Source organism: Brachybacterium sp. B718/18 (assembly GCF_055454375.1).
In genome coordinates, this window is sequence record NZ_JBVDDO010000002.1 from 522,536 (window position 1) to 531,731 (window position 9,196).

Annotated in this window: 8 protein-coding genes and 1 pseudogene; 7 read left to right on the top strand and 2 right to left on the bottom strand. The window is 73.7% G+C overall.

Annotated elements, in window-relative coordinates; all coding sequences use genetic code 11:
* Positions 1–5 precede the first annotated feature (5 nt).
* Positions 6–1,325: an acyltransferase family protein gene (locus ACZCAH_RS06200; protein ID WP_464340249.1), complete on the bottom strand. Its 1,320-nt coding sequence runs from the start codon at positions 1,323–1,325 to the stop codon at positions 6–8.
* A 153-nt stretch (positions 1,326–1,478) separates the two neighbouring features.
* On the opposite strand from ACZCAH_RS06200, the gene ACZCAH_RS06205 reads away from it, so the two are divergent.
* On the top strand, positions 1,479–2,150 hold the full coding sequence (locus tag ACZCAH_RS06205; RefSeq protein WP_464340250.1) for a class I SAM-dependent methyltransferase: 672 nt from the start codon (positions 1,479–1,481) through the stop codon (positions 2,148–2,150).
* A 13-nt stretch (positions 2,151–2,163) separates the two neighbouring features.
* Here ACZCAH_RS06205 and ACZCAH_RS06210 read toward each other — a convergent pair whose 3' ends face one another.
* The gene (locus tag ACZCAH_RS06210) at positions 2,164–2,964 is read right to left on the bottom strand and encodes an SDR family NAD(P)-dependent oxidoreductase (protein WP_464340251.1); all 801 of its coding nucleotides are present in this window, start codon (positions 2,962–2,964) and stop codon (positions 2,164–2,166) included.
* 275 nt (positions 2,965–3,239) lie between these two features.
* On the opposite strand from ACZCAH_RS06210, the pseudogene ACZCAH_RS06215 reads away from it, so the two are divergent.
* The 6 genes and pseudogenes from ACZCAH_RS06215 to ACZCAH_RS06240 all read left to right on the top strand — a co-directional run bounded on the left by ACZCAH_RS06215 (position 3,240) and on the right by ACZCAH_RS06240 (position 9,051).
* A pseudogene (locus tag ACZCAH_RS06215) lies at positions 3,240–3,954 on the top strand (aldo/keto reductase).
* Between the two features lie 203 nt (positions 3,955–4,157).
* Positions 4,158–5,102 (top strand): ABC transporter substrate-binding protein, encoded by a 945-nt coding sequence (locus tag ACZCAH_RS06220; protein ID WP_464340252.1) that lies wholly within the window; start codon positions 4,158–4,160, stop codon positions 5,100–5,102.
* Complete coding sequence (locus ACZCAH_RS06225; RefSeq protein WP_464340253.1) at positions 5,099–6,160, top strand: FecCD family ABC transporter permease; 1,062 nt, start codon at positions 5,099–5,101, stop codon at positions 6,158–6,160. Before ACZCAH_RS06220 ends, ACZCAH_RS06225 begins: the two co-directional genes overlap by 4 nt.
* The gene (locus tag ACZCAH_RS06230; RefSeq protein WP_464340254.1) at positions 6,160–7,266 is read left to right on the top strand and encodes a FecCD family ABC transporter permease; all 1,107 of its coding nucleotides are present in this window, start codon (positions 6,160–6,162) and stop codon (positions 7,264–7,266) included. Before ACZCAH_RS06225 ends, ACZCAH_RS06230 begins: the two co-directional genes overlap by 1 nt.
* Positions 7,259–8,092, top strand: a complete 834-nt coding sequence (locus tag ACZCAH_RS06235; RefSeq protein ID WP_464340255.1) for an ABC transporter ATP-binding protein — start codon at positions 7,259–7,261, stop codon at positions 8,090–8,092. The genes ACZCAH_RS06230 and ACZCAH_RS06235 overlap by 8 nt, the downstream gene beginning before the upstream one ends.
* A complete protein-coding gene (locus ACZCAH_RS06240; RefSeq protein WP_464340256.1) occupies positions 8,089–9,051 on the top strand; it encodes a siderophore-interacting protein in 963 nt (320 codons plus the stop codon). The genes ACZCAH_RS06235 and ACZCAH_RS06240 overlap by 4 nt, the downstream gene beginning before the upstream one ends.
* Positions 9,052–9,196: the final 145 nt, after the last annotated feature.

Here is a 9,196-nt window from a genome sequence, read left to right on the forward strand (position 1 = left end):
TTGTGTCAGGCCGGACCTGTAACGACCCGGCGACGCCCGACCTCGACTACCCCGAACCCCCACAACCCCACCACCGGCAGCAGCGGCCACCACCAGGTGACGCCGCTCTCCCCCGCGACGCCTACTTTCGCCATGACCGCGAGGCCCGCGATGACGCACACCGCGGCGGCGAGCGGCTTCCAGAGGGGCGGGGCCGGGCGGTCGTCGGCCCGCGGGGTCTCGAAGCGTCCCATCACCAGCACGACCAGTCCGGTGAGCGCCAGCAGCGCGATCACCCACAGCGGCCGCGTCGCCCACCACGTTCCGGTCAGCGGCTCGGGGAGCAGCGCGCGAGCGTCCAGGGCGAGCAGCAGGTGGGCGAGGCCCACCATGACGGTGAGGTGCCACAGGAACCAGGTCATGATCCGCTGATTCACGAGCACCGTCGCGAACCAGAGCCGGGGCCGGCGCAGCAGCGCCTCGAGCGGCTTCTCCAACGACAGCACGAGCCCCGCCTGCAGCATGCCGAGGAACGCCATCGTCACGCGCGTCGGGCTCGAGTTGGAGATCGCGTCTCCCCCGGCGGTGATCATCGAGACCGGATACGGGCCCACCAGCACGAGCAGCAGCAGTCCGATCAGACCGATCGCGGCCAGCCCCAGCCGCTTCCCGGTCCCGGCGAGTCGGCCGTCGAGCCAGGCGTAGCCGACCTGATGGAAAGCCGCCCAGACCAGCAGGTAGTTCGGGTAGCCGAGCAGCGGCTGGTCGGCGGCGATGCTGATCGCGTCCACCACGCCGGCGAGCGCGATCCCGCCCGCGATCGACCACCAGCCCAGCTTCTCCCACAGCCACAGGCACGGCGGGCCCACGAGGATCACCATCAGGTACGCGGCGAGGAACCACGTGGGGATCAGCGCCATCTGCGAGGCGATCTGCACGGTGGCGGTCGGCGCGCCGGCGAGCACGGCGACCACACCGATCACCAGCCACGCGAGCAGCAGCGGGATCAGCGGGATGCCGAGGCGGCGGAGCCTCGTGCGCAGCCACTCGGCATAGCCGATCCCCTTGCGCCGCGCGGAGCGCCAGGAAAGGCCGTTGGAGTACCCGCCGACGAGGAAGAAGATCGGCATCACCTGGAACACCCAGGTCAGCGGATGGGTCCACCGAGCGCCGTCCAGCACGCCATGCGGGAGGATCCCCCCGTCGGGGTCGACCGCGATGATCGTCCAGTGCCCGAGCACCACCACGGTGATCGCTGCGGCGCGAAGGAAGTCGACCACCCGGTTGCGGGAGGCGGGGGTCGCGGCATCGACCTGCTGGGCGCGGCTCGAGCGCGTGCTCGTCATCAAGTTTCCCTCCCCCGCTCCCCGCGGCGACGGAGCCGCTGGAAGTGGCGACAATCTACCTCGGTTCGCCCACGTCGCACGGGGGCTCGGTGCGTACTGGCGTTCCCGGCAACACCGCTTCCGCGCAGCGCCACCGTCTGCCACCCTCACCCCATGACCCACCAGCACCAGCACGCCCACGCGCCGGGACACCCCGCCGCTCCCGGCACCCCTCCCCTCTCCCCCACCGCACACTGGGAGCAGCGCTACGCCGAGTCCGACCGCGTCTGGTCCGGGAAGGTCAACTCCACGACCGCCTCTGTCGTCGCCGAATTCATCCCGGGCGAGGCGATCGATCTCGGCTGCGGGGAGGGCGGGGACGTGCTGTGGCTCGCCGAGCAGGGCTGGACCGCGCAGGGCCTCGACATCTCCCCCACCGCCGTCGGGCGCGCCCGCGCCGAGGCGGAGGCGCGAGGGCTCGCCACCGCGACCTTCGCCGCGACCGACCTCGAGTCCTGGGAGCCGGAGCCGTCGTCGGCCGACCTCGTCACCGCCTCGTTCTTCCAGTCCGACGTCGCGCTCGAGCGCACCGCGATCCTGCGCCGTGCGGCCACCGCGCTGCGGCCCGCCGGGCACCTGGTGCTCGTCTCCCACGCCGCGCCTCCGTCGTGGGCGAGCGACCATCCGGCACGGATGATCGGCTCCTGCGAGGAGGTCGAGCAACTCGCCCTGCCCGCGGCGGACTGGGAGGTCGTGACCTGCGAGGACCGGCCCCGGCCGGCCATCGGCCCGGACGGCGCCCCCGGCGAGCACCTCGACGCGGTGGTCGTGCTGCGGCGGCGCTGAGCTTGCCCCCGCCTCAGGGCAGGATCGCATCGGTGTACCCGCCGTCCACGCGCAGCGCGCCACCGGTCGTCGCCGAGGCCAGCGGGGACGCGAGGTAGAGGACCATGTTCGCGATCTCCTCGGGGCGGATCAGGCGCTGGATCAGAGACTGCGGGCGGTGGAGCCGCATGAACTCCGCCTCCGCCTCCTCCCACGGCAGCTCCGCATCCACCAGCTGGTATACGAAGTCCTGCACGCCCTCGGTATAGGTCGGCCCGGCGATCACGGAGTTCACGGTGACCCCGGTGCCGGCGGCCTCCTTGGCGAAGCCGCGGGAGACGGCCAGCAGGGCGGTCTTCGAGGTGCCGTAGTGGATCATCTCGGCGGGCGTGACGATCGCCGAGTCGCTCGCGATGTTCAACACCCGCCCCCAGCCGCGCTCGACCATGCGCGGCAGCAGCGCCCGGATCAGACGCACGGACGCCATCACGTTGACGTCCCAGAACCGCTGCCACTCCTCGTCCGTGATCTCCAGGGCCGGCCGGGCTCCGAAGACGCCCAGGTTGTTGACCAGAACGTCCACCTCTCCGGCGGCCTCGAGCGCGGCGGCCAGCCCCTCGTCGGTCGTGACATCGCCCGGCGCGGCGACGAGGCGGGAGGCATCGAGGCCAGCGGCGGTGAGGGTCCCGATCGCCTCCTGGACGCGGGCGGCGGTGCGGCCGTTGACGGCCACGTGGGCGCCAGCCTCGGCGAGACGACGGGCGATGGCCAGGCCGATGCCCTGCGTGGATCCGGAGACGAACGCGGTGCGGTCGGTGAGATCGAGGTCGATCATGAGGGGTCCTCCCTGGGCGGTGCGCGCCGCTCGGAGCACGGCGCGCGGTGGTCGCGTGGTGGGCAGAACGCCGCACCCCCTCGCGGGCTTCCCCGCCCCCGGGACCGTGTGCCGCTCCTCGCAGCCCGCTCCGTCCACATCGCACGCCGCAAGCGCTCCCCACCCCGCCGCCCAGGCGTGCCTCACCAGTGCCTCCCGCGCCGTGACGCGCGGTGGTGCCATGGAGGCGTCGGCCGACCTCCCCCGTCGGCCGCGCCCGAACCGGAAGGACCCCCATGCTCGAACTGACCCTGAACAACGGCGTGACCATGCCCGCCCTCGGCCTCGGCGTCTTCCAGAGTCCGCCCGCGGAGACCGCCGCCGCGGTCGAGACCGCGCTGCGCGCCGGCTACCGGCACATCGACACCGCGGCCGCGTACGGCAACGAGCGCGAGGTCGGCGAGGGGATCCGCCGCTTCGGCGTGCCGCGTGAGGAGATCTTCGTGGAGACCAAGGTGTGGGTCTCCGACTACGGGCACGCGGAGACCCTCCACGCGCTCGACAAGGCGCGCGGGAAGCTGGGCGTCGACACTCTCGATCTCGTGCTCCTGCACCAGCCGATCCCCACCCGCTTCGGCCGCACCATCGCCGCCTACCGCGCGCCGCCACGGCATCCTCACGCAGGCCTGGTCGCCGATCGGCGGGATCACCTTCAACCCCGGCTGGGGCGACGAGCGCCGCTCCGTGATGGAGGATCCGACGATCGTCGAGATCGCCGCGGCGCACGGGAAGTCTCCCGCCCAGGTGATGCTGCGGTGGGGTCTCCAGCAAGGCCGCTCCGTGATCCCGAAGTCCGTGAACCCCCAGCGCATCGGCGAGAACCTGCAGGTCTTCGACCTCGAGCTGCGCGCCGAGGAGATAACGCGGATCGACGCCCTCGACACCGGCGTGCGCGGCGGGCCGGACCCGGATCAGCCGTCCGACTTCGACGTCGTCATCGACGAGGCCTGATCAGGACTACCGGCGGGTAGCGGCGCCTAAGGGAGCATGCTCTGCGGAACATGCTCCCTCAGGCGCCGTGCTGCCGGAGGTCGGGCGACGGGAACCCGCCCTGCCCGCGCTCCGGACACCACACCCCTGACGAACTGTGGGTAGCCTAAGCTAACCTCGGCTCGTCGCGAGTGCGACGTCCTGACCTGCCCGGAAGGCTCTCGATGCACCTCATCCCCCGCCGGCGCGCCGTCTCCGCGGCCGCCCTGTCGCTCGCCGCCGCCCTCCTCGCGGCCGGCTGCTCCACCAGCACCGCCGACTCCCCCGACACCACCGGCTCCGACGCGGCGGCCTCCGGCACGCGCAGCGTCGAGCACGCGCGCGGCATCACCGAGGTGCCCGCCGAGCCGCAGCGAGTCGTCGTCCTCGAGCCCGTCGAGCTGGACACCTCCGTCGCCCTCGGCGTCACCCCCGTCGGCGCCGCCGTGGCGAGCAACGTGGCCGGCATCCCCGAGTACCTCGGCGTCGACGGCGTCGAGACCGTCGGCACCGTGCCCGAGCCGGATCTCGAGGCGATCGCCGCCCTCGAACCGGACCTCATCCTCGGCACCGAGTCCCGCCACTCCGAGCTCTACGAGCAGCTCGATGCGATCGCCCCCACCGTGTTCATGGCGTCGCAGGCCGATCCGTGGCAGGAGAACGTGCTCCTGATCGGCGAGGCCCTCGGCCAGGAGGAGGAGGCGCAGGCCCTCCTCGACGGCTACACCGAGCGCTGCGAGGAGATCCGCACCGCCCACGACGTGGAGGGGCAGACCGCGAACCTCGTGCGGCCGCGCGACGAGACCACGCTCAGCCTCTACGGCCCGACCTCCTTCGCCGGGAGCGCCCTGGAGTGCGTGGGCCTCACCATCCCCGAGCAGGAGTGGGAGGACGGGCTCCAAGCCGACCTCTCCCCCGAGAACATCCTCTCCGCCCAGGCCGACCACGTCTTCGTCACCACCGCCGACGTCACCGACGACTCGACCATCCCGCCCGCGATCACCGCGAACGCCGAATCCTTCCCGGACGTCACGCTCGTGGACACCAGCTACTGGATCTCCGGCGTCGGCCCGATCGGCGGGCAGCTCGTGCTCGACGACCTCGAGAAGCACCTCGACGCCCAGGAGTGAGCGCCTCCCTCACCGCGCCGCCGCCGACCGTCGCCCCTGCCCGGGGCGACGGCGCGCGGCGTCCCCGGGGCCGGGTCGCCGTCACCGCTCTCGCCCTCGCCGCGCTGCTCCTCCTCGCCGTCGTCCTCTCCCTCGCGATCGGTTCGAACCCGCTCACGTCCCGGGAGGTGCTCGAGGTGCTGCGCGGCGGCGGCGATCACGACTCCCGCTGGATCGTGCTCGAGCTGCGCCTGCCGCGGACCCTGACCGGGCTCGTGGTCGGGGCGGCGCTCGGCGCGGCCGGTGCGCTGATCCAGGCCTTCACCCGCAACCCCCTGGCCGACCCCGGAATCCTGGGCGTGAACGCCGGAGCAGCCTTCGCCGTCGCCCTGGGCGTCTCGCTGCTGGGCCTGCGGGAGATCACCTCCCTCGTGGGTCTCGCCCTGTGCGGCACCCTCGTGGTGACGATCGGGGTGTACCTCATCGGCTCCTCGGGGCGCGGTGCCGCCGACCCGCTGCGTCTCACCCTCGCGGGCGTCGCGCTCGGCGCCGTCCTCTCCGGGATGACCACGGGACTCACGCTCAGCGACCCCGACGCCTTCGAGCACATGCGCTCCTGGAACGCCGGCTCCCTGCTCGGTCGCGGAGCCGACGTCCTGCTGCCGCTGCTGCCCCTGATCGGGCTCGGCCTGCTCGGTGCCCTGCTCCTCGCCCCCGGGCTCAACGCGATCGCTCTCGGCGAGGACGTCGCCCGGTCCCAGGGGGTCAACGTGCCGCTGCTCCGCGCGGGCGTCATCCTCGCCGTCACCCTGCTCGCCGGCACCGCGACGGCGCTCGCCGGCCCGATCTCCTTCCTCGGCCTGATGGTGCCGCACGTGGTGCGGTGGACGGTCGGCGTGGACCAGCGGGCGATCATCCCGCTCTCCCTCGGCCTCGCCCCCGTCATCCTGCTGCTCTCCGACGTGCTCGGGCGCGTGCTGATCATGCCCGCCGAGATCCCCGTCGGCGTGGTCACCGCCTTCGTCGGCGCCCCGATGCTGATCGTCCTGGCGCGTCGGCGGAGAGCGAGCACCCTGTGATGACCTGCACCCGCCCCGGCGCCCCCGCCCTCGCACCCGCGCCCGATCCCGCGCCCGTGCCCGGCTCCCTCGATCACGGCTACCGCCGCCTGCTGCTGCGGATCGGGCCGCTCTCCCTGCCGCTGCGCCGCCGCAGCGTCCTCCTCGCACTCGCGCTCCTGCTCGTCCTGGGCGCCCTCGCGATCCTCGCGCTCGGCCTGGGCACATACCCGCTCTCCCCCGCTGCCGTGCTCGAGGTCCTCCGCGGCGGCGGCGAGCGGCTGGACCGCACGGTCGTGCTCGAGTGGCGTCTGCCCCGCACGCTCGCCGCCCTGCTGCTCGGCGGGATGCTCGCCCAGGCCGGCGCCGTCTTCCAGACGGTGACCCGCAACCCGCTCGCGAGCCCCGACATCCTCGGCCTCTCCCACGGCGCCTTCACCGGAATGCTCCTGACCCTGCTGCTCCACTCCGCCTCGTGGCCCGCGCTGACCACCGGGGCGGTCTTCGGCGGTCTGCTCACCGCCCTCCTGATCGGACTCCTCGCCCGCGTCGAGGGCCTGCAGGGCTTCCGTCTCATCGTGATCGGCATCGGCATCGCGGCCCTGCTGGCTTCGGCGAACACCTGGATGCTGCTGCAGATCGAACTGGAGACGGCGATGTTCGCCTCCGCCTGGGGCACCGGCTCGCTCAACGGCGTCACCGCCCCGCAGGTGATCGGCGCGGCCCTGATGGGGGCACCCGTGCTGCTGGCCCTGGCGCTCCTCGCCCCGCGGCTGCGCCAGCTCGAGCTCGGCGACGACATGGCCGCCGCCCTCGGCACCCGTCCGTCGGCGCTGCGCGGGGCCGCGCTCCTCCTCGGCGTCCTGCTCGTCTCCATCGCCACCGCGGTGATCGGTCCCGTCGCCTTCGTCGCCCTCGCCGCCCCGCAGATCGCGCGCCGCCTGACCCGGGCGCCCCACCTCTCCCTCGGGGTGTCCTCCCTCGTCGGCGCGCTGCTGCTGCTCGGCTCGGACCTCGTCGCGCAGCATCTGCTGCCCGTCGCCCTGCCGGTCGGCGTGGTGACCGTCTCCGTGGGCGGCCTCTATCTCACCGTCGTCCTCATCCAGGAGATCCGCCGCCGTGCCTGAGCATCCGACCCTGCCCCGCCCCGACGCGCTCGCCGCCTCCGCCGTCACCCTCGGCTATCAGGGGGCGCCGATCATCGAGCGGCTCTCCACCGCGATCCCCCGCGGCTCGTTCACGGTGATCATCGGGCCGAACGCCTGCGGCAAGTCGACATTGCTGCGCGGGCTCTCCCGCCTGCTCGCCCCCGCCGCGGGGCAGGTGCTGCTGGACGGGCGCGACATCGCTTCGCGGCCGGCGAAGCATCTCGCCCGGGACCTGGGGCTCCTGCCGCAGACCGCGCTCGCGCCGGACGGGATCACCGTCGCGGACCTCGTCGCCCGCGGCCGCTACCCCCATCAGGGGCTGCTCCGCCAGTGGTCCGCCGACGACGAACGGGCGGTGCGCGACGCGCTCGCCGCGACCGGCACCGCCGACCTCGCTCCGCGACCGGTCGACGCGCTCTCCGGCGGGCAGAGGCAGCGAGTGTGGATCGCCATGGTGCTCGCCCAGGAGACCGAGCTGCTGCTCCTCGACGAGCCGACGACCTTCCTCGACATCGCCCACCAGGTCGAGCTGATGGACCTGCTCGCCCGCCTGAACCGGGCCGGCCGTACCATCGTCGCCGTGCTGCACGACCTCAACCAGGCCGCCCGCTACGCCGACCACCTCATCGCGCTGCGCGACGGGCGGATCCTCGCCGAGGGGCCGCCCGCCGAGGTCGTCACCAGCGAGCGCGTCGAGGAGATCTACGGGCTGGCGAACGTCGTGATCCCGGACCCGGTCACCGGCGGGCCGCTCGTCGTCCCCCGCGGGGCGGAGCTCCCGGCGATCCCGGGGGCCGTCCGATGAGCGCGGGGCACGCGGTGGGGAGCGCGGGGGCCGCGCGGCTCACCGCCGACGGGGACGGACCTGCGGCGGGGACCGGTCGCCCGTGGGCGTACAGCGCGTTCCCCGTGACAGTCGCCGCGAACCGTCGGATCTCCCCCGGCTTCCGTCGGATCACGCTGGCCGGGGAGTCCCTGCGGAACTTCGCCCCCTGGGGCCTCGATCAGCGCATCAAGCTCGTGCTCCCGATGGCCGACGGCAGTCGGCCGGACTTCGGCCTGCTCGCGGAGCCGACGCCGCATCCGCGGGACTGGTACACGCGGTGGAAGTCCCTCCCGGAGGACCGTCGCAACCCGCTGCGCACCTATACGCCCTCCCGCATCCGGCCCGCCGCGGGCGAGATCGACGTGGACGTCCACCTGCACGTGCCGGCAGGTCCCGCCTCCGCCTGGGCCGCAGCGTGCGCGCCCGGCGACGAGCTCGTGATCACCGGCCCCGACGTGCGCGAGGGCCGCACCGGGTACGGGCTGCACTTCACGCCGCCGGCCGCGACGCGCCGTCTCCTCCTGGTCGGCGACGAGTCCGCCCTGCCGGCGATCGTGAACATCCTCGGGGCGCTCCCGGCGGGCACCACCGCCGAGGTGCTGCTGGAGCTGCTCGACCCGGCCGACGCGGTGCTGCTCGACGCGGCCGACGACGTGGAATCCGGCCCGGCCGATGCGGTGCCGAGCGTCCGAGACGCGAGGGTGCGGGTCCTGCGCCGCGGGGCGGTTCCCGGGGAGGCGCTCGAGGAGGCCGTCCGCGCCTGGACCACCCGGTTCGGGGGATCCCTCGCCGAGGACCCTCCGCTCTACGCCTGGCTCGCCGGGGAGACGGCGGCGACCGCCCGGATGCGTCGGCATCTCACCGCGGAGGCCGGCCTCGACCCGGCCCAGGTGGCCTTCCTCGGCTACTGGAAGCTCGGCGGCCCGCTCGTCGGCTGACCCGCGGCGCACCGCCCCGCCCGGCACACCCCGCCCCGCCCAGCTCACCCCGCCCGCCCCGCCGCCCAGTCCCCGGGGCTACCGGCGGGTAGCGGCGTCTGAGGGAGCATGGTCGGCGGAACTTGCTCCCTCAGGCGCCGTGCTG